The 18078-nt window shown below is 67.8% G+C and carries 19 protein-coding genes; 9 read left to right on the top strand and 10 right to left on the bottom strand.

What is annotated here, in order from left to right; genetic code table 11:
- Positions 1-294 precede the first annotated feature (294 nt).
- The 5 genes from purF to ACYQ6W_RS05345 all read right to left on the bottom strand — a co-directional run bounded on the left by purF (position 295) and on the right by ACYQ6W_RS05345 (position 4804).
- Complete coding sequence (gene purF, locus ACYQ6W_RS05365) at positions 295-1782, bottom strand: amidophosphoribosyltransferase (protein ID WP_459674017.1); 1488 nt, start codon at positions 1780-1782, stop codon at positions 295-297.
- Positions 1783-1822: 40 nt separating this feature from the next.
- Positions 1823-2416 carry a CvpA family protein gene (locus ACYQ6W_RS05360; protein WP_459674016.1) on the bottom strand — a complete coding sequence of 198 codons (594 nt, stop codon included), beginning with the start codon at positions 2414-2416 and terminating at the stop codon, positions 1823-1825.
- A complete protein-coding gene (gene radA / locus ACYQ6W_RS05355) occupies positions 2413-3876 on the bottom strand; it encodes a DNA repair protein RadA (RefSeq protein WP_459674015.1) in 1464 nt (487 codons plus the stop codon). Before radA ends, ACYQ6W_RS05360 begins: the two co-directional genes overlap by 4 nt.
- A gap of 104 nt (positions 3877-3980) precedes the next feature.
- On the bottom strand, positions 3981-4235 hold the full coding sequence (locus tag ACYQ6W_RS05350) for a DUF1150 family protein (protein WP_459674014.1): 255 nt from the start codon (positions 4233-4235) through the stop codon (positions 3981-3983).
- 56 nt (positions 4236-4291) lie between these two features.
- Positions 4292-4804: an Hsp20 family protein gene (locus ACYQ6W_RS05345; protein WP_459674013.1), complete on the bottom strand. Its 513-nt coding sequence runs from the start codon at positions 4802-4804 to the stop codon at positions 4292-4294.
- Positions 4805-4958: 154 nt separating this feature from the next.
- Between ACYQ6W_RS05345 and def the strand changes: the two genes are divergently transcribed.
- From def to truA, 3 genes are read left to right on the top strand one after another with little or no spacing between them, the layout of a single operon-like run.
- The gene (gene def, locus ACYQ6W_RS05340; RefSeq protein WP_459674012.1) at positions 4959-5534 is read left to right on the top strand and encodes a peptide deformylase; all 576 of its coding nucleotides are present in this window, start codon (positions 4959-4961) and stop codon (positions 5532-5534) included.
- A gap of 13 nt (positions 5535-5547) precedes the next feature.
- Positions 5548-6456 carry a methionyl-tRNA formyltransferase gene (gene fmt, locus ACYQ6W_RS05335; protein WP_459674011.1) on the top strand — a complete coding sequence of 303 codons (909 nt, stop codon included), beginning with the start codon at positions 5548-5550 and terminating at the stop codon, positions 6454-6456.
- Positions 6453-7217 carry a tRNA pseudouridine(38-40) synthase TruA gene (gene truA, locus ACYQ6W_RS05330; RefSeq protein WP_459674010.1) on the top strand — a complete coding sequence of 255 codons (765 nt, stop codon included), beginning with the start codon at positions 6453-6455 and terminating at the stop codon, positions 7215-7217. Before fmt ends, truA begins: the two co-directional genes overlap by 4 nt.
- Here the strand turns inward: truA and ACYQ6W_RS05325 are convergent.
- The 4 genes from ACYQ6W_RS05325 to serB all read right to left on the bottom strand — a co-directional run bounded on the left by ACYQ6W_RS05325 (position 7190) and on the right by serB (position 11264).
- Positions 7190-8698 carry an ATP-binding cassette domain-containing protein gene (locus tag ACYQ6W_RS05325; RefSeq protein WP_459674008.1) on the bottom strand — a complete coding sequence of 503 codons (1509 nt, stop codon included), beginning with the start codon at positions 8696-8698 and terminating at the stop codon, positions 7190-7192. The genes truA and ACYQ6W_RS05325 overlap by 28 nt on opposite strands.
- A gap of 246 nt (positions 8699-8944) precedes the next feature.
- Positions 8945-9997, bottom strand: a complete 1053-nt coding sequence (locus tag ACYQ6W_RS05320) for a transporter substrate-binding domain-containing protein (RefSeq protein WP_459674007.1) — start codon at positions 9995-9997, stop codon at positions 8945-8947.
- Between the two features lie 96 nt (positions 9998-10093).
- On the bottom strand, positions 10094-10369 hold the full coding sequence (locus tag ACYQ6W_RS05315; protein WP_459674006.1) for a hypothetical protein: 276 nt from the start codon (positions 10367-10369) through the stop codon (positions 10094-10096).
- Between the two features lie 22 nt (positions 10370-10391).
- Complete coding sequence (gene serB, locus ACYQ6W_RS05310) at positions 10392-11264, bottom strand: phosphoserine phosphatase SerB (protein WP_459674005.1); 873 nt, start codon at positions 11262-11264, stop codon at positions 10392-10394.
- 86 nt (positions 11265-11350) lie between these two features.
- Here serB and miaA point away from each other — a divergent pair, with 86 nt between their 5' ends.
- The 5 genes from miaA to ppk2 all read left to right on the top strand — a co-directional run bounded on the left by miaA (position 11351) and on the right by ppk2 (position 16861).
- A complete protein-coding gene (gene miaA / locus ACYQ6W_RS05305) occupies positions 11351-12346 on the top strand; it encodes a tRNA (adenosine(37)-N6)-dimethylallyltransferase MiaA (RefSeq protein WP_459674004.1) in 996 nt (331 codons plus the stop codon).
- A gap of 65 nt (positions 12347-12411) precedes the next feature.
- Positions 12412-14208, top strand: a complete 1797-nt coding sequence (locus ACYQ6W_RS05300; RefSeq protein WP_459674003.1) for an acetolactate synthase 3 large subunit — start codon at positions 12412-12414, stop codon at positions 14206-14208.
- A complete protein-coding gene (ilvN, locus tag ACYQ6W_RS05295; protein WP_459674002.1) occupies positions 14208-14723 on the top strand; it encodes an acetolactate synthase small subunit in 516 nt (171 codons plus the stop codon). The genes ACYQ6W_RS05300 and ilvN overlap by 1 nt, the downstream gene beginning before the upstream one ends.
- A 56-nt stretch (positions 14724-14779) precedes the next feature.
- Positions 14780-15799 carry a ketol-acid reductoisomerase gene (ilvC, locus tag ACYQ6W_RS05290; protein WP_459674001.1) on the top strand — a complete coding sequence of 340 codons (1020 nt, stop codon included), beginning with the start codon at positions 14780-14782 and terminating at the stop codon, positions 15797-15799.
- Positions 15800-15940: 141 nt separating this feature from the next.
- The gene (gene ppk2 / locus ACYQ6W_RS05285; RefSeq protein WP_459674000.1) at positions 15941-16861 is read left to right on the top strand and encodes a polyphosphate kinase 2; all 921 of its coding nucleotides are present in this window, start codon (positions 15941-15943) and stop codon (positions 16859-16861) included.
- Positions 16862-16864: 3 nt separating this feature from the next.
- Here ppk2 and ACYQ6W_RS05280 read toward each other — a convergent pair whose 3' ends face one another.
- Positions 16865-17791 carry a TIGR01459 family HAD-type hydrolase gene (locus tag ACYQ6W_RS05280; protein WP_459673998.1) on the bottom strand — a complete coding sequence of 309 codons (927 nt, stop codon included), beginning with the start codon at positions 17789-17791 and terminating at the stop codon, positions 16865-16867.
- A 49-nt stretch (positions 17792-17840) separates the two neighbouring features.
- Here ACYQ6W_RS05280 and ACYQ6W_RS05275 point away from each other — a divergent pair, with 49 nt between their 5' ends.
- Positions 17841-18068, top strand: a complete 228-nt coding sequence (locus ACYQ6W_RS05275; protein WP_459673997.1) for a hypothetical protein — start codon at positions 17841-17843, stop codon at positions 18066-18068.
- The last annotated feature ends 10 nt before the right edge of the window (positions 18069-18078 follow it).

The raw sequence follows: 18078 nt of genomic DNA, 5'->3' as shown, positions 1-18078 counted from the left end.
CGCATCTCTCCGAAAGAATTCTCCAGAATCCGCAAGGAAGAGTGCCCATCTGCGCGTGCGATGCATGGGTAGAGCATCGACGGCGGCTCACGCAACCGCGAGAGGCGCATTCTCTGTGTCAAGTGGCCATTTCGACAAAAGCGGCGCGGTTCGCGGCTCACGATTAGGACAATGGTCCTATCACCTGCGTGCGCGCGCTAATCGGGGCGAAGCAGCGTGCCGCTCCGCCCCCCAGGGCTTCCGATGACAGAAGAGGAGAAGAGGCGCCCGGGGGTTCCAGGCGCCTCGGAAAGCTCAGCCGACCTTGGTGAGCAGCGGCGTCACGCGCCCGGCCGAGGCGTCGAGGTCATGCAGCGCGATGGGATAGTCGCCGGTGAAACAGGCGTCGCAGAAATGCGGATCGACCGCATTGCGCTTTGCCACGCCGAGCGCCTGGTAGAGGCCGTCGATGGAGATGAAGGCCAGGCTGTCGGCGCCGATCAGTTCCGCCATCTCGGCCACGTCGTGCCGGGCGGCCAGCAGTTTGCCGCGCTCCGGCGTGTCGATGCCGTAGAAGCAGGAATGCGTGGTCGGCGGCGAGGAGATGCGCATATGCACCTCCGTCGCGCCGGCGGCGCGCACCATCTCCACGATCTTCCGGCTGGTCGTGCCGCGGACGATCGAATCATCCACCAGGATCACCCGCTTGCCCTCGAGCACCGCGCGATTGCCCGAGTGCTTCAGGCGGACGCCGAGATTGCGGATCTGGTCGGTCGGCTCGATGAAGGTGCGACCCACATAGTGGTTGCGGATGATGCCGAGTTCGTAAGGGATGCCGCTCTCCGCCGCATAGCCCATGGCGGAAGGCACGCCGGAATCCGGCACGGGCACGATGACATCGGCGTCCACCGCCGATTCGCGCGCCAGCACGGCGCCGATTTCCTTGCGCGCCTCATAGACCGGCTTGCCCTCCATCACCGAATCCGGCCGGGCGAAATAGACGTATTCGAAGATGCAGAAGCGCGAGGTTGTGCGCGGGAAGGGCTTCACGCTGCGCAGACCCTGGTCGTTGATGACGACGACCTCACCGGGCTCGATGTCGCGCACGAATTCGGCGCCGACGATCTCGAGCGCGCATGTCTCGCTCGCCAGCACCCAGCCGTCCGAGCCATCCGGATGCGGCAGGCGGCCGAGGATGAGCGGGCGCACGCCCTGCGGGTCGCGCACGCCGATCAACCCGTCCTGGCTGAGAGCGACGAGCGAATAGGCGCCCACCACCTGCTTCAGGGCGTCGATCAGCCGGTCCAGCACCGTGGAATAGAGGCTGATCGCGATGAGATGGATGAAGACCTCCGAGTCCATGGAGGACTGGAAAAGGCAGCCGCGGCGCACGAGGTCGCGGCGGATGGCGGCGGCATTGGTCAGGTTGCCGTTATGGCCGACGGCGAAGCCGCCGAAGGCGAAATCGGCGTAGAGCGGCTGCACGTTCCGCAGCACGGTCTCGCCCGTGGTGGCGTAGCGGTTGTGGCCGATCGCATGGCCGCCGGGCAGGCCCGCGATCACCTTGGCGTCGCTGTAATTGTCCCCGACGAGGCCGAGGCCCTTGTGGATGTGAAAGCGTTCGCCGTCGAAGCTGGCGATGCCCGTCGCCTCCTGCCCGCGATGCTGGAGCGCGTGCAGGCCGAGCGCGGTGATGGCCGCGGCGTCCTGGGCGTTCCAGACGCCGAAGACGCCGCATTCCTCGTGCATCTTGTCGTCGTCACCAGGCTCTTCCGCCCGAACCGCGCCATACACGTCGATCATCGAACCATCCTCTCAGCCAGATCCCCCGCGCAGGGCGGTCTCACTGGGCCTGCCCGGTTTGCCCCTGGGCCGGCGACAAGGCCGAGCCTTTCGGCGCCGGCTGCAGCAGATCATTCAAGCTCGGCGGTTTCGTCGTCGGCGGCGCCGCCAGATGCGGGTGGAATTGTGCCGGCAGGTAGGAGACCGCTTGCTGCGCACCCTCATACACATAGGGAAGCAGTCGTGCATCACGTATCGGCTCGGGCCAGTCCTGCGGTGTGGTCACCAATCCCGCGGCGACATAGCAGAAGATGAGGAGCACGGCGCCGCGGACGATGCCGAAGACGATGCCGAGGGTGCGGTCCACCCCGCCGAGCACCGAGCCGCGGACCAGTGCACCCACCCAGCCGCTGATCACCGAGAAGACGATCAGCGCGATGATGAAGACGATGGCGATCGCGGCCGGCTCGGCAATCTTGGGATCGGCGATCCAGTGCTCGACCTTGGGCGCGACGAAAGGTTCGAACCAGAAGCCGACGACGATGGCGCCGACCCAGGCGGCCACACCCATCACCTCCCGCACGAAGCCCCGGAAGAAAGCGAGGATCGCGGAGAGCGCAAGCACGCCCAGCATGGCGAGGTCGAACCAGGTCATTCCGAAACGTCCAAGGCAGGCTCCGCTTTGCGAATCGAGGGCGAGGCGGGCGAGGCGCCCGGAGGTGGCTGGTTGAAGCGGCCCAGCAGGTCGCTCACATGCCCGATCTCTAGCACAGTGAGCCCAGGAGGCGAGGCAATGGCGCGTTTGCTGCCCGCGCCGAGGCGCCGCGGCATGGCCGCGGCCGCGAAACCGAGCTTCGCCATCTCCTTGAGGCGCGACTCCGCCTGGGCCACCTGGCGCACCTCTCCCGACAGGCCGATCTCGCCGAAGAAGGCGAGGCTCGGATCGGTCGGCTGGCCACAGGCGGCGGAGGCGATGGCGGCGGCGACCGCGAGATCGGCCGCAGGCTCGCTGATGCGCAAGCCCCCGGCGACGTTGAGGTAGACGTCCTGCTGCGCGAGCCGCAGCCCGCCGCGGCTCTCGAGCACGGCAAGCAGCATGCCGAGCCGCCCCGAATCCCAGCCCACCACCGATCGGCGCGGGGAGCCGCCGGGATTGGGCGAGAGCAGAACCTGGATTTCCATGAGAACCGGGCGTGTCCCCTCCAACCCGGCGAAGACCGCGCTGCCCGCGATATTGCCCCGCCGCTCGGCCAGGAACAGCGCCGAGGGATTGGCGACTTCGCCCAGGCCCTGCTCGGTCATCTCGAAAACGCCGATCTCGTCCGTCGCGCCGAAGCGGTTCTTCACCCCGCGCAGGATGCGGAACTGGTGGCCGCGATCGCCTTCGAAATAGAGCACGGCGTCCACCATGTGCTCCATCACCCGCGGCCCCGCCAGTGCCCCGTCCTTCGTCACGTGGCCGACGAGAAGGAGGGCGAAGCCCTCCGCCTTGGCGAGGCGGATGAGTTCCAGAGCCGAGGCGCGTACCTGGCCGACGGTTCCGGGCGCGGAATCGAGCGCCTCATGCGCCATCGTCTGGATGGAATCGATGATGAGCAGAGAAACGGCCCCGCCCCCGCCGCGTGCGGTGCCGGTCAGCGTCGCCGCGATGTCCTGCACACCGGTGGCGGCCGCGAGTTCGACGGGGGCATCCGTCAGCCCCAGCCGGCGGGCGCGCATCCGTAGCTGATCCACCGATTCTTCGCCGGAGATGTAGACGACCCGGCGGCCGGAGCGCGCAAGCTGCGCTGCCGCCTGCAACATCAGCGTCGATTTGCCGATGCCGGGGTCCCCGCCCACCAGGATGGCCGAGGCCGGTACCAGCCCGCCCCCCAACACGCGGTCGAGTTCCGTCAGACCGATCTGGAGGCGCGGCGGCGGGGCGGCTTCCCCCTCCAGCCCGACCAGCGGGATGCGCCGGCCGGATGCGGCGGGGCCAGTGGCCCGCCCCTGCCCCGCTGGCGCGATCTCCTCGACGATCGTGTTCCAGGAGCCGCAGGCTTCGCAGCGGCCGCCCCATTTGGGAAAGACGGCGCCGCAACTCTGGCAGACGTAGCGGGCAGTGGATTTCGCCATCAGCGAGACATGCCCGAGGACCCGCCGGGGACGAAAGCGAAAATCGCCGCCGCCCCCGTCATGGGGCCATTCCGCTCATAGCCGGCGCAGCCGGACGGTGCCGTTCAGTGCACCAGGGCCGGCACCATCTCATGCTCGAGAATGGCGCCCCAGGCCAGTTCGCGGTTCGGCGCGACGGCCATCGGCGTACCGTCCGCGGCATGGATCGCGAAGACGTCCTCGCCGCCGACCGTGACGGGCTTGATGTAGGCGAGCTGGGAGACGCCGAGCTGCGCCAGCTGGGCCGTGGTGATGTGACGGATGTCGAGAACCGGAGCCGCCACCTTGTTACCGTTATCAGCGCTGTCGTGACTGCGCATGATCCATTTCCTTTCATCGGACGGCCCAAAGGCCCGTCCTCGTCAAGACGCGAGGCTTAATGCTCGTCCACGATCCGGGAGATGCCCATCTGCGGCGCGATATCCGCGACTTCGCGAACATCCCGCCGGGCACGCCCCGGCACGGCCGTCGTCGACTTGGCCACCGTATCAATCGGAATTGTCCGCACCCGGCTTTCCGGCTGAGGCCGGATCAAATCGACATGCAGCAATCCGTTGTGCAGCCAGGCCCCCTTGATCTCGATCCCCTCGGCCAGAACGAAGGCACGCTGGAACTGGCGGGAGGCGATGCCGCGGTAGAGGAAGACCCTGTTCTGCGCGTCCTCACCCTGCCGTCCGCGAATCACCAACTGGTTGTCCTCGTGGGTGATTTGCAGCTCTTCCATGCTGAAGCCCGCCACCGCCAGCGTGATCCGCAGCCCGGCGGGGCCGGTCTGCTCGATATTGTAAGGCGGGTAGCCTTCGGACTGGGTTTTGGAGGCCCGTTCCAGCATCTGCTCCAGGTGGTCGAATCCGAGAAACAAGGGCGAAGTAAAGACACGCGTCGTCATAGGCCTGAGCCTCCTCTGCGTAGAGCGAAGCATTGACGAGCCCGGAAGCGGCACTCGTGCTCAACATATAGTGGGTGGATCGTCGCACGCTTGCAAGAGCGGGAATGCAACGCTCTCCGTTGATCCATGCGGGCCAGCCCGCTACATCCCGGCGATGACCGCCCTCACCGCTCCCACCCCCGACCAGCCCCAGGACGCCGCCGCGCCGACGGCCGATACCCTGCCGCTCGTCATCGCCCCCGATCCGCGACTCAAGACCAAAACGAAACCGGTGACGGAGGCGGACCGGGCGACGGTGCAGGCCCTCGCGCCGCGCATGTTGGCGACGATGTACGCGGCCCCCGGCATCGGCCTCGCCGCCCCGCAGGTCGGCGTGAACCTGCGCCTTGCGGTGGTCGATCTGCAGACGGACGACAAGAAGTCCCCGATCGTCCTCATCAATCCGCGCGTGGAAGAGGCGAGTGCCGAGGAATCGACGCGGGAGGAAGGCTGCCTCTCCATTCCCGGGCAATATGCTGACGTGACCCGGCCAGCCCGCGTGACCGTGGCCTACGAGGATCTCGACGGGCAGCCCCATCGTCTGGAGGCGGATGGGCTTCTCGCGACCTGCCTGCAGCACGAGATTGACCATCTCGACGGCGTGCTCTTCACCGATCACCTCTCGGCGCTGAAGCGCAACATGATCATGCGCAAAATGGTGAAGGAAAAGCGCCTGCGGAAGCAGGGCTGAGGGACGGCCCGCCATGCGCCTCGTCTTCATGGGCAGCCCGGATTTCGCCGTGCCGGCGTTGCGCGCGCTGGTCGCGGCCGGGCACGAGGTGGTGGCGGTCTATTGCCAGCCGCCGAAACCCGCCGGGCGTCGCCACCGGCTGCAGGCTTGCCCGGTCCAGATCGCGGCGGAGGCCTTGGGCCTGCCGGTGCGCCATCCCGCGAAGCTGCGCGGTAATGCCGAAGCCCTGGCGGAGTTCCAGGCCCTGGGGGCGGAGGCCGCGGTCGTCGCTGCCTATGGGCTGATTCTGCCCGCCGCCTGGCTCGCGGTGCCGGCGCGCGGCTGCATCAACATCCATGCGAGCCTGCTGCCGCGCTGGCGCGGCGCCGCCCCCATCCATGCGGCGATCCTCGCGGGGGACGCGGAGACCGGCGTCACCATCATGCAGATGGATGAAGGGCTCGATACCGGCCCGATGCTGCTCGAAGGCCGCACACCGATCACGGAGATTGACCGGCTGCAAGACGTGCATGACCGGCTGGCCACGATCGGCGCGGCCCTGGTGCTGCGCGTGCTCACCGAAAACCCCACGCCCGTGCCGCAGCCAGCCGAGGGTGCCACCTATGCGCCGCGTCTGACGCGCGAGGACGGGCGCATCGACTGGGCGAATCCCGCCACCGCCTGCCTGCGGCAGATCCGCGCCTTCGATCCTTGGCCGGGCACCTTCACCACGCTCGGCGGCGAGACGCTGAAGATCCTCGATGCCGAAGCCGCGGCCGGCGCAGGCGAACCCGGCACCGTGCTGGACGATCGGCTGACCGTCGCTTGCGGCGAAGGCGCCTTGCGCATCCTGCGCCTGCAGCGCGCAGGGCGCGGCCCGATGCAGGCCGCTGATTTCCTCCGCGGCCTTCCCATCCCACCCGGCACCCGGCTCGGCACATGACCACGGCCTATGCCCTGCGCCTGGAATATGACGGGCGGGGCTTCGTCGGCTGGCAGAGCCAGCCCAATGGGCTTTCGATTCAAGAGGTGCTGGAGACGGCGGCCGCCAAGCTCTCGGGCGGTCAGCCCGTCGCGGCCGCCATCGCCGGGCGGACGGATGCCGGCGTGCATGCCGAAGGCCAAGTCGCGATGATCACGCTGCCGAAGGACCTGCCGCCAGACCGCGTGGCGGAGGCGCTGAACTTCCACATGAAGCCGCATGCCGTGGTGGTGCAGGCGGCACGTGTCGCGCCCGAAGGCTGGCACCCGCGCTTCGCGGCCAAGCGGCGGCGCTATCGCTACGTCATCCTCAACCGCCGGGCGCGTCCCGCCCTCGAAGCCGGGCGCGTGTGGCACCTGCCCCATCCGCTCGATGCGGACGCAATGGCGGAGGGCGCACGCCACCTGCTCGGCCGGCACGACTTCACCTCCTTCCGCGCCGCGAGCTGCCAGGCGAAATCGCCGCTCCGCACGCTCGACCGGCTCGAGGTCCGGCGCGATGGTGTCCACGTCATCATCGAGGCGGAGGCCCGCAGCTTCCTGCACCACCAGGTGCGCAACATGGTGGGCACCTTGAAGCTCGTGGGCGACGGCGTTTGGGCACCAGCCCGTGTGGCCGAGGCGCTGGAAGCCCGCGACCGCGCGGCCGCCGGGCCGACAGCGCCGCCCGACGGCCTCACCTTCATGAGCGTCGATTACGAGCCGCCGCTCTTCCCCGCCTGAGCCGGCGGCACCTCCTCCACCAATCGGCCGCCTTCTATCCTCAGCCAGCGCGTGCCGACGGCGGCAGTGAAGCTGCGGTCATGGCTCACGATCACGCCGCTGGCTCCGCGCGTCACCAGCTCCGCCTCCAGCCGTTCCTGGCCTGGGATGTCGATATGGTTGGTCGGCTCGTCCAGCAGATAGAGGTGCGGTTCGGTGAGTCGCAGCAGCAGAAGGCTGAGCCGGGCCTTCTGGCCGGAAGACAGGCGCGCGATGGGCCGCCCTTGCGCGGCGACGTCGATCCCGGCCGCCGCCAGTAGGCTCGTCGCCCTTTGATCCCCCGTCTCGCCGCGCACCGCCACCAGCCGGTGCGGCGTTTCCGCCAGCGGCAGATGGTGCATCGCCTGGTCGACATGCCCGAGGACCAGACCGGGGCTGACACGGATGCCCGCGACCTCCGTGCCGAACGCACGGGCGAGCAGGCCCATCAGAGTGGATTTCCCACTGCCATTGGCGCCCGACAGGATCAGCCGGTCACCCTGGCGGATGTCGAGCCGCTCGATCCGGAACAGTCGTTCGCCGGTCGGGTTCGTCACCGTGAGGTCGCGGAGGGCGATCAGCACCCTGGCATGGCTCTCGCGCGTGGCGAGGCGGATCTCGCCGCTCCGCGTCTTGGCGACGGGCCGCAGGCCCTGCTCCACCTTCTCGGCGCGGTCCCGTAGCTGCTTGGACTTCTTCTGCAGCAGGTCGCTGCCGCTGTTGACGCCGACGTTGCGCAACTCGGCCGCGTGACGGCGCAAGCGATCCGCTTCCTTCACGCCCTTGGCGAAAACCCGGGACGCCGCCGCCTCGTCCGCGTCGAGCAGGGGACGGGCACGGCCATAGGGATGCGCGTAGAGCCGGCTCGTCTCCGGCCGCAGGAACAGCGTGTGGGTTGTGCAGGCATCAAGGAAGCTCCGGTCATGGCTCGCGACCAGCATCGGCGTGTCACCTGCCAGACCCAAGATCCAACCCTCCAACCGGTCGAGCGCCTCCGCGTCGAGATGGTTGGTCGGCTCGTCCAGCAGCAGCAGATCGGGCTCCGTCACCCAGATGCGGGCGAGAAGCCCAAGCCGTTGCCAACCGCCGCTGAGACCGCCTAGGGCGCGTCCGCGCAGCGCCTCCGGCGCAGAGAAGGCATCGAGGATGCTGCCGACACGCCAGCTCTCCGTCTCCCGCGCGGCGGAGGGCAGAGCGCGGCGAACGACCTCCTGCAGGGAAAGCCCCATGAGCGTCTCCGGCACCTCCTGCGGCACGAAGCCGATCCGCAAGCCCCGGGCGCGGGTGATGGTGCCGTGGTCCGGCTCCTGCAGGCCGGCGAGACAGCGGAGCAGCGTGGATTTGCCCTGGCCGTTGCCGGCCACGAGCCCGACACGCTGACCAGGCGCAAGATCGAGGGTGAGACCGCGAAACAAGGGATGCGGGGAAACGACGCCGAGGTCGTGCAGACGGATGAGAGACATGGAGAGACTGCCTGAGCGGGCGCCGGCCCAAGAGGGTCCGGCGGATGCGACAAGGGCAGTCCGTCATGAAGCGCTGAGCGTCATCCGGTGCTGCCCTGCGATGATGGTCTATCGCAGGGCGGAAACGGGTCCGCGCGGGTGGTGCTGATTGTAGGACGACATGCAACCCTCCCGCCTTCGGTGTTGAAACTTGGATGAGTGTATTCGGGCATCCCGACGGCTGGCAAGCGCTACCGTGACCGCCGCCTAGGGCTCGGACCCCAGGTAACGCCGCTTCAGCCGGCCGATGAAACCGCTCTCCTGCTCGGCCAAAAGCTGGACACTGAGCGGACGGGTCAAAGGGCTGCCGAGCGGCAAGGCGAAGCCGTATTTCGCCGGGCGGAACAGCGCGCCGACTTCGGTGATCGGCAACTCGGGATGGCTGTTGTCGTAATATTCGAGCAGCGCCGCGTCCGAAACGACTGCATCCACCCGATGTTTGACGAGCGCCGCAACCGCTGTCGGCAGGTCCGGATAGCTCTGCGTGTTCAGCGCCGCATCCAGGCAATAGGCCTCCCCCACCGTCCCCTGCACGACGCCCACCGTCTTGCCGCCGAGGTCGGCGACGCCGTTGATCTGGTTCAGCAGGGTCGTCGTCGTCATGACGCTCGTCACCGAAGAGGTGACATAGGCGACGACCAGCGTGCCGAAGATCATCCAGATCGCCGCCAGCACCCGTCCCCAGGAGCCGAACATCGGCTTATGCGCGCTCGCCCGGCCGGAGGTCGCGATGGACATGACGTGGTAGAAGCTGTGCGACAGACCCGCGCCCCAGCTGCGGGGAAACTCTTCGTCGAAACGCCGGTCGATCAGCGTGAGGACGAGGGTGCCGAGGAGGATAAGGCCCAGCAGCCAGAGATAGACCCGGACATGACCGCTCACCCAGAGGGCATGCACAAGGGAACCGAAGGACTGGTGGCGGTCCTGATCGATCATGACCCGCAGCCCGCCGTCGAACCATGGCTGTGTGAGGTCCATCTCCTGCAGGCGGCTCTTGGTGATGGTCACGTCGACGGCCGCGAGGTCGACCTGGTGACTGATCACCGCCTGCAGCAGCTGCTCGAAGTTAGGATAGGCCACGTAGCGGTAGGAGAGCGCCATGCGCGTGGCGGCGTCTTGCCAAAGGTCGACCGCAAGCCCGGTGTAGTGCCCGCCCACTTCCATGGCGAAGGGCGGCAGCGGTGCCACCCCGACCGTGACCTGATGGCCGGGCGGAAAGATCTGGGACGCTGTCCCGACGGACGCGGGTTGCGCAGACACCACACAGGGCCAGAGAGCCAGGACCAGTGCGGCCAACCAGCGTCGGCCGTGGCGAAGGGAAAAGGCGATCGGTGACGCCACGGGCGCGGCCGCCCGCTATTCCGGATCGGGCTGGGTGTCGATGGAATAGGGATACCATTCGCCCCGGGTTACCGGGAGCGGTCGGTCCGACAGCGGCTCCTGCCGCGGGTCGGTGCGGCCGTCCGGCTGCGGCACGTCGTCTTCCGTCACCACCGCGCGATTGTAGCCCGGACCTTCGACGATGTCGGTCAGCACGGCGACGATGACCTCGCGGTCCATCCCGGCGGCCACCGCCTCTTCCACCAGCGCGTCAAGCCGCGGCTTCACCCAGTCATGCACAGGCGTCGGCATGGCGACCGTTCCTTGTCGAAGATCAGCTTTGGAAGCTAGACGCCGGATAGCCCTGCGCAAAGAGGAGCGCGCGCAGATTTCCATGGTCGACGCGCGCCCGCGCTTCCCGGGCGACGATGGATTTGGCGTGGTAGGCGACGCCCAAGCCCGCCACCGCCAGCATGGCGAGGTCGTTCGCCCCATCCCCCACCGCGAGCGTCGCGGATAGCTTCAGCCCGCGCTCCTCCGCCAGGGCCAGGAGTGTCGCCTTCTTCGCATCGCGGTCGAGGATGGGTTCGGCAACCTCCCCGGTCAGCGCCACGCCGTCGTCGCGCAGGACGTTGGCATGGTGGCGGTCGAAACCCACCACTTCGGCGACGCGCCCGGTGAAGAAGGTGAAGCCGCCGGAGACGAGCGCGGTCAGCGCGTTGTGCGCGCGCATGGTGGCGATCAGCTCGCGTGCACCGGGCATCAGCTCGGTCGTCTCCCAGGTCTTCTGCAAGGCCTCGAGCGAGAGGCCGCGCAGCATGGCGACGCGGCGCCTCAGCGCCTCGGAGAAGTCGATCTCGCCGTTCATGCTGAGCTTGGTGATGGCGGCAATCTCGTCTTTCACGCCGGCATAGGCGGCCAGTTCGTCCAGCGTCTCGCTCGTCACGATCGTGCTGTCCATGTCCGCCACCAGCAAACCCTTGCGGCGGCCGCGCGACTTGGTGACGATCCAATCGATCGGCGCGTTCTCCAGCACCTCCTGCATGAGGACGGGATCGGGCGGCTGATCGACAGGAATGTCGGCCGCCTCGCCCTCGCTCAGGATCGCGGGGTCGCCCCCGCGGACGGCTTCCTGTACCCTGCTGAGGACGGCAGGCGTGAGCGTGGTCGATTGACGGTCGGCGACGAGGGTCAGGATATGGCGCATGGGGCGCGGAGAGTGGCCGCGCACAGCAGGACACGCAAGGTGGTGTTGGGGAATGGGTGGGTCGAATTGACGAAGCGGATGGGCTGGTGACGGGGACGAAAACCGAGACACGAACCACGCCGCGGCGGCTGCCGTTGGCACTCTTCATCGCGGGGCCGACCTGCAGCGGGAAGTCGGCGCTGGCGCTACGCCTGGCGCAGGCCCTCGGCGGCATGGTGATCAACGCGGATTCCATGCAGATCTACCGTGAGCTGCGGATCCTGACGGCGCGGCCGAGCCTCGCCGAAGAAGCCGCGGTGCCGCATGCCCTTTATGGTGTGCGCCCGGCGGCCGAGCCCGGCAACGTCGCCTGGTGGCGCGAAGAGGCGCTGGGCCAGATGGCGGATGCCCAGGCCCAGGGGCTGATGCCCATTCTCTGCGGCGGCACGGGCCTCTATTTCTCTGCCCTACGCCAGGGCCTTGCCGAAGTGCCAGCCATTCTGCCGGCGGCCCGCACGGAAGCGCGCGCCGCACTCGTCACTCTCGGGCCCGAGGCGCTGCATGCGCGGCTCGCGGCGGAAGACCCAGAGACCGCAGCCCTCATCCTGCCGAGTGACGGGCAGCGCATCGCCCGCGCCTACGAGGTCTGGCTCAGTACCGGCCGTGGCCTCGAATCCTGGCGCCGGGAGCGGCGACAGGCCCCGCCGCCCTGGCATTTCCGCGCCATCCAGCTCGACCCGCCGCGCAGCAGCCTGCATGCGGGCGCCGCCCGCCGTTTCGATGCCATGCTGGACGCAGGCGCGGTCGAGGAAGTGCGCGCCTTGCTGGAGGAGAAGCTGGACCCGGCGCTGCCGGCCATGCGGGCGCATGGCGTGCCGGAACTCGCCGCCTATCTGCGGGGCGAGATGACGATGGAGACCGCGCGCGCCCAGGCGGTCACCAATACCCACCGCTACATCAAGCGGCAGGCGACCTGGTTCCGGCACCACGCATTAGCCGATGACGGCCATGTGCATATGATCCATGCGCAAATCACGTATCCTGCGCAATTTTCGGAAAGCGGAATAGCTGATCTGACTCGTTTTATTCGCGATCTTGGTTGACGGCAGGGCGGGGGCAGGTCCATTACCGGCTCCCAGCAATCAGGCTGCACTGTCGAGGACCTGCCATGAATGCCGAAATGAACCACGCCGAAACTCCTGCCGCGGGCGCCCAGGTGCTCCTTCGCGCGCTCAAGGAGCAGGGCGTCGAGGTCATTTTCGGCTATCCGGGCGGCGCGGTCCTGCCGATTTATGACGCGCTGTTCCAGCAGAATTCCATCCGCCACATCCTTGTACGGCATGAGCAGGCGGCGGTGCATGCGGCGGAAGGCTATGCCCGCAGCACCGGAAAGGTGGGCTGCGTGCTGGTGACGAGCGGGCCGGGCGCGACCAACGCCGTTACCGGATTGGTGGACGCGCTGATGGACAGCATTCCGCTCGTCTGCCTCACCGGGCAGGTGCCGACGCATCTCATCGGAAACGATGCCTTCCAGGAAGCCGACACCGTGGGCATCACCCGGCCGGCGACCAAGCACAATTATCTGGTGAAGCGCTCGGCGGATCTCGCCCGCGTGGTGCACGAGGCCTTCTACGTCGCGCGCAGCGGCCGCCCCGGCCCGGTGGTGATCGACCTGCCGAAGGACATCCTGATCAACCCGGCCCCCTATACGCCGGCGCCCTCAGAGCCGCATCGCAGCTACCGGCCGCAGACCGAGCCCGACGCCGCCCAGATCGAGAAAGCCGTGGCCTTGATCCGCGATGCGCGCCGCCCGGTGCTCTACACCGGCGGCGGCGTGATCAATGCCGGGCCCGAAGCCTCCGCCCTGCTGCGCGAACTCGTGGCCGAAACCGGAATCCCCTGCACCAATACGCTGATGGGCCTCGGCGCCCTGCCGGCGAGCGACCCGCATTTCCTCGGGATGCTCGGCATGCACGGCACCTACGAAGCCAATATGGCGATGCACGGCTGCGACGTGATGATCAACATCGGCGCGCGCTTCGACGATCGGGTGACCGGCCGGCTGAACGCCTTCAGCCCCGGCTCGAAGAAGATCCACGCCGATATCGACGCCTCCAACATCAACAAGGTGGTGCCGGTCGACGTACCCATCCTGGGAGACGCCGCATCCGTGCTGCGCGCCCTCCTCGCCCGCATCCGCGCCGAGAACGCGGCGCCCGACCGCGCCGCCATCACCGCCTGGTGGCGGCAGATCGACGGCTGGCGCGAGAAGCGCAGCCTGGCCTTCGTCCAGTCCGACGCGCCGGATGCCATCATCAAGCCGCAGCACGCCATCCGCCGTCTCTATGAGCTGACCCGGCAGAGCGGCCGCGAGACCTTCATCACCACCGAAGTCGGCCAGCACCAGATGTGGGCGGCCCAGCATTTCGGCTTCGAACGGCCGAACCACTGGATGACCAGCGGCGGTCTCGGCACCATGGGCTACGGCCTGCCGGCCGCCATGGGCGTGCAGATCGCCCATCCCGATGCGCTGGTGATCGACATCGCGGGCGAAGCCTCCATCCTGATGAACATCCAGGAGATGGGGACGCTCGCGCAGTATCGCCTGCCGGTGAAGGTCTTCATCCTCAACAACCAGTATATGGGCATGGTGCGGCAGTGGCAGGAACTGCTGCACGGCAGCCGCTATTCCGAAAGCTACAGTGAAGCGCTGCCGGACTTCGTGAAGCTCGCCGAGAGCTTCCACGGCGTCGGCATGCGGGCGACGACGGTGGGCGATCTCGACCGCGTCATCCTCGAGATGATCAAGTGCGACCGCCCCGTCATCGCCGACATCGCGGTCGACCAGGGCGAGAACGTCTATCCCATGATTCCCTCGGGCGCCGCCCATAACGAAATGCTGCTGGGTCCGGACAAGACCCGCAACAACGCTGAAGTGACCGATGCCGGCATGGTGCTCGTGTAATGGCCGAAATGACCGCTGAACGCAGCGCCACCATCGCGGTGCTGGTGGATAACGAGGCGGGCGTGCTGGCCCGCGTCATCGGCCTCTTCTCCGGCCGCGGCTACAACATCGATAGCCTGACGGTGGCGCCGGTCGACCAGGACCTGTCGCGCAGCCGCATCACCGTCGTGACGCGCGGCACGGATCTGGTGATCGAGCAGATCAAGGCGCAGCTCGGCCGGCTGGTGCCGATCCACAAGGTGTCGGACCTGACGGCAGAGGGCCCGCACGTCGCGCGCGAACTGGCCCTCGTGAAGGTCGCGGGCCGGGGCGAGGCGCGGGTCGAGGCCCTTCGCATCGCCGATGCCTTCCGGGCGAAGATCGTCGATACCACCATCGAAAGCTTCGTCTTCGAAATCACCGGTGCCACCGAGAAGATCGACGCTTTCCTGGACCTGATGCGCCCGCTCGGCCTGGCCGAGATTTCGCGCAGCGGCGTCGCGGCCATCGCCCGCGGCCCCAGGACCATCATCTGACGCCGCGGCCCGGGCGGGCCGCGGACCGAGACTGTTTCAACGGGAGACGAGTGAAGATGCGAGTCTATTACGATCGCGACGCCGACGTGAACCTGATCAAGGGCAAGAAGGTCGCGATCATCGGCTTCGGCAGCCAGGGCCACGCCCATGCGCTGAACCTCAAGGACAGCGGCGTGCGCGAGATGGCGATCGGTCTCCGCGCCGGCTCCGGCAGCGCCAAAAAGGCGGAAGCCGCCGGCTTCCAGGTGATGGACCCGGCCGATGCGGCCAAGTGGGCCGACGTCGTGATGGTGCTGACCCCGGACGAGGGCCAGGGCGATCTCTACCGCGAGAAGCTGCACGCCAACATGAAGCCGGGCGCGGCGCTCGCCTTCGCGCATGGCCTCAACGTGCATTTCAACCTGCTCGACCCGCGTGACGACATCGACGTCTTCATGATCGCACCGAAGGGCCCCGGCCACACCGTGCGCGGCGAATACCAGAAGGGTGGCGGCGTGCCCTGCCTCGTCGCCGTGGCACAGGACAAGTCCGGCAATGCCATGGACATCGCCCTCTCCTACGCCTCCGCCGTCGGCGGCGGCCGCGCCGGCATCATCGAGACGACCTTCAAGGAAGAATGCGAGACCGACCTGTTCGGCGAGCAGGCGGTGCTCTGCGGCGGCCTGGTCGAGCTGATCAAGGCCGGCTTCGAGACGCTGGTGGAAGCCGGCTACGCGCCCGAGATGGCGTATTTCGAGTGCCTGCACGAAGTGAAGCTGATCGTCGACCTCATCTATGAGGGCGGCATCGCCAACATGAATTACTCGATCTCCAACACCGCGGAATACGGCGAATACGTCACCGGCCCGCGCATCATCACCGCCGAGACCAAGGCCGAGATGAAGCGCGTGCTGGACGACATCCAGTCCGGCCGCTTCGCGCGCGACTGGATGCTGGAGAACAAGGTGAACCAGTCGAGCTTCAAGGCGACCCGCCGCCGTCTGGCCGAACACCAGATCGAGGAAGTGGGCGAGAAGCTGCGCGGCATGATGCCCTGGATCTCGAAGAACCGCCTGGTCGACAAGGCGAAGAACTGAGCCGTCACCCCTTCACCGGGGTGGTATGGAACGGCCATCCGCCCCGGGCGGATGGCCGTTTTCTTTTGCAGCCGTACCGTCATTGGTCAGAGCGGCAGGCGCCCCTTAGTCTCGGACGACAGGCCGAGCCGGAGTTCAAAGATGACCGAGACCGTTGACCACAAGGCGCTCCTCGACAACGTGCGGAACGAGTTCCTCGACAGCTTCGACGAGGAACTTGAGATGGAGATGGATGACGACCGTCTCGCCCGCCTCGTCGATCGCCCCGCCGCCGAAGGGCATCATCCCGGCATCGACCGCCGCTTCTACTTCACCGAACTCTTCCGGCTGCAGGGCGAACTCGTTCGCCTGCAGGACTGGGTGCAGCACAACAAGCTGAAGGTCGTCGTGCTCTTCGAGGGCCGCGACGCGGCCGGCAAGGGCGGCGCCATCAAGCGCATCACCCAGCGCCTCAACCCCCGTGTCTGCCGTGTCGCCGCCCTCCCCGCCCCGAACGAGCGGGAGCGCACGCAATGGTATTTCCAGCGCTACGTCTCGCATCTTCCGGCGGGCGGTGAGATCGTGCTTTTCGACCGCAGTTGGTACAACCGCGCGGGCGTCGAGCGGGTGATGGGCTTCTGCAGCGAGGAAGAGGTGGAAACCTTCTTCCACGACGTGCCCGAATTCGAACGGATGCTGATCCGCTCGGGCATCATCCTCATCAAATACTGGTTCTCGATCACCGACGAGGAGCAGCATCTGCGCTTCCAGATGCGCATCAACGATCCGCTCAAGCAGTGGAAGCTGAGCCCGATGGATCTCGAATCCCGCAAGCGGTGGGAGCAGTACACCAAGGCCAAGGAAGCGATGCTGGAGCGCACGCACATTCCCGAGGCGCCCTGGTGGGTGGTGGCGGCGAACGACAAGAAGCGCGCCCGCCTCAACTGCATCCACCACCTGCTGACGCAGATTCCCTACGGCACCGTCGCGCATCCGCCGGTCGTGCTGCCGGCCCGCGTGCGCAACCCCGATTACATCCGCGGCCCCATTCCGGACGATATGCACGTGCCGGAACTGTACTGAGCTTCAGGCGAAGGCAGGAAGGATCGCATCCGGGCTGAGGCCCGTGCGGGCGATCTCGGCTTCCACCGCGCGGGCGCCGCGGCCCGCCATGATGCCGGTGAGAACCAGCAGGGCCCGACAGCCTTGCGCCGCGGCCCCCGCGGCGTCGTGCTCCAGGCTGTCGCCCACCGCCCAGATGCGGCGGCGGTCAAGCGGGCCTTCCAGCACGGGCGCCAACATGGCGAAGGCCGCCTCATAGATCGCGGCATGCGGTTTGCCGATCCAGACGACCGGCCCGCCCATCTCGGCGTAGATCTCCGCGATGCGGCCGGGCGCCGGGGCAAGCCCGCCATCGCCCAGCACCATCAGCCGGTCGGGATTGCCGCAAAGGCACGGCACGCCGCGGCGGGCTGCGGGCGCGAGCCGGGCGCGATAAGCCTCGAGCCCGATGCGGTCGGCCTCGCTGCCCAGCAGCAGCACGAGGTCGGCCTCCGCCGCATCTTCCGTCTCCGTCAGGTCGAGCCCAGCCAGCGCCTCGGGGTCCCTGCCGCGGGAGAGCACGAGGCAGCGGCGCGCCCCGGCGAGCGCTGGCAGGCGCCTTTCGGCCAGCAGCCGCCAGGCCACCTCGCCCGAGGTCAGGAAGCCGTCATACCGTTCAGGCGGCAGCCCGATCTGCGCGAGACGGGCGACGTTCGGCGCGGCGCGCTTGCCGGAATTGGACAGGATGAGCACCCGCTTGCCCGCCTGTCGCACGCGCGTCATGGCCTCTGCCACGCCGGGATAGAGCGCGACCCCATCGTGCAGCGTACCGAACTGATCGAGGAGAAAGGCATCCGCCTCGTCGAAGAGGTCGTCCAGACGCGTCAGCATCGTGGGTTCCGGCACCGGCAATCCTGCGAAACGATGGGCGCCGTCACGGCATCGTGCGCCGCCCACGCGTTGAAGTGACATCACCGAGCTTCATCTACAACTCGGAGACAGACAGAAAAAGGAAGAAGACGTGACCAGGAAACTTGCGCTGATGCTGCCTGTGGGCGGCATGCTCCTCGGCCTCGCCGCCTGTGCCGAGCCCGGCACGATGGCGAAGGAACCCGCCCCCACTTCGCCTGCGCCCTACTCGCCGGCCTCGGCCGCGCCCGTCAACCCCGTGCAGGGCAGCGTGCCCAGCACGAACACCACGGGCGCCGCCCCCACCGCGCCCGGTGGCGGCAACGGCAGCGGCACCTGACGCAGCCGGG

It is taken from the genome of Acidisoma sp. 7E03 (genome assembly GCF_054665075.1).
This window is presented reverse-complemented; position numbering and strand designations above follow the sequence as displayed.

What these genes read in the sequence shown, in the direction of transcription:
- purF (WP_459674017.1), bottom strand. Translation starts at nt 1,782, where the DNA reads ATGATCGACGTGTATGGCGCGGTTCGGGCGGAAGAGCCTGGTGACGAC.
- ACYQ6W_RS05360 (WP_459674016.1), bottom strand. Translation starts at nt 2,416, where the DNA reads ATGACCTGGTTCGACCTCGCCATGCTGGGCGTGCTTGCGCTCTCCGCG.
- radA (WP_459674015.1), bottom strand. Translation starts at nt 3,876, where the DNA reads ATGGCGAAATCCACTGCCCGCTACGTCTGCCAGAGTTGCGGCGCCGTC.
- ACYQ6W_RS05350 (WP_459674014.1), bottom strand. Translation starts at nt 4,235, where the DNA reads ATGCGCAGTCACGACAGCGCTGATAACGGTAACAAGGTGGCGGCTCCG.
- ACYQ6W_RS05345 (WP_459674013.1), bottom strand. Translation starts at nt 4,804, where the DNA reads ATGACGACGCGTGTCTTTACTTCGCCCTTGTTTCTCGGATTCGACCAC.
- def (WP_459674012.1), top strand. Translation starts at nt 4,959, where the DNA reads ATGACCGCCCTCACCGCTCCCACCCCCGACCAGCCCCAGGACGCCGCC.
- fmt (WP_459674011.1), top strand. Translation starts at nt 5,548, where the DNA reads ATGCGCCTCGTCTTCATGGGCAGCCCGGATTTCGCCGTGCCGGCGTTG.
- truA (WP_459674010.1), top strand. Translation starts at nt 6,453, where the DNA reads ATGACCACGGCCTATGCCCTGCGCCTGGAATATGACGGGCGGGGCTTC.
- ACYQ6W_RS05325 (WP_459674008.1), bottom strand. Translation starts at nt 8,698, where the DNA reads ATGTCTCTCATCCGTCTGCACGACCTCGGCGTCGTTTCCCCGCATCCC.
- ACYQ6W_RS05315 (WP_459674006.1), bottom strand. Translation starts at nt 10,369, where the DNA reads ATGCCGACGCCTGTGCATGACTGGGTGAAGCCGCGGCTTGACGCGCTG.
- serB (WP_459674005.1), bottom strand. Translation starts at nt 11,264, where the DNA reads ATGCGCCATATCCTGACCCTCGTCGCCGACCGTCAATCGACCACGCTC.
- ACYQ6W_RS05300 (WP_459674003.1), top strand. Translation starts at nt 12,412, where the DNA reads ATGAATGCCGAAATGAACCACGCCGAAACTCCTGCCGCGGGCGCCCAG.
- ilvN (WP_459674002.1), top strand. Translation starts at nt 14,208, where the DNA reads ATGGCCGAAATGACCGCTGAACGCAGCGCCACCATCGCGGTGCTGGTG.
- ilvC (WP_459674001.1), top strand. Translation starts at nt 14,780, where the DNA reads ATGCGAGTCTATTACGATCGCGACGCCGACGTGAACCTGATCAAGGGC.
- ppk2 (WP_459674000.1), top strand. Translation starts at nt 15,941, where the DNA reads ATGACCGAGACCGTTGACCACAAGGCGCTCCTCGACAACGTGCGGAAC.
- ACYQ6W_RS05280 (WP_459673998.1), bottom strand. Translation starts at nt 17,791, where the DNA reads ATGTCACTTCAACGCGTGGGCGGCGCACGATGCCGTGACGGCGCCCAT.